The organism is Pseudoalteromonas sp. 1181_04, assembly GCF_052850545.1.
This window is the reverse complement of sequence record NZ_VXCS01000090.1, coordinates 1-627: the sequence shown is the minus strand read 5'-3', so window position 1 is coordinate 627 and position 627 is coordinate 1. Positions and strand designations below refer to the sequence as shown.

The 627-nt window shown below is 39.7% G+C and carries 1 pseudogene; it reads right to left on the bottom strand.

Annotated elements, in window-relative coordinates:
- Nucleotides 1–531, bottom strand: a pseudogene (locus FW757_RS23160) (IS4 family transposase); the annotation flags it as partial.
- Between the last annotated feature and the right edge of the window lie 96 nt (nucleotides 532–627).

The following is a 627-nucleotide window of genomic DNA, read 5'->3' as shown; positions in this document are numbered from 1 at the left end:
AACTTTAAAGCCCGCATCCGTCACAATGACAGGGCGGCAATCACTCGGCAAGATCAGTTTGAGCATCTTTAAGAACCGTTTTTGTACTTTTGGGCAATGATATTGAAAGCTGAATGCACTTTCCTGATACAGGGTTAAAGAGCGACCTTCACTAACAATGCTGGCACGCAGAATACAGTATTTGGTTTGTGTATCTGCATGACTCCAATCAACCAAAATGACGGGATGCTTTTCAGTGACCACAAAACGGCTTAAGTGAACATAAACCGTTGTTGATTCACGTAAAAGCTCGTGGTTACTGAGCAGTCGATCAATACGTTTAATATCATGTTTTTCAGTTGTTTTTGAATTCAAATTGCGGCCGATAGACGTCAAGGTACATTGCTGGCAGTGCAATAGAGATTTAACGGCAGCGACTAAAGTATTAAATCTGGCTTTATGAATTGAGTTAGGGGTGACAGCGCGGAGCATATTGTGCAAAATAGTAAAAGCATTCATGGTGTTTAGCTCTGTTGTTTTTAAGCGATTCATAAGATCACAAAACACCATGAATGTTCCCTCGCTTCCCACATTTTTTAATACTATTAGTTCATTGATATATAAAGGCTAATTCTGGGGATACTTTAG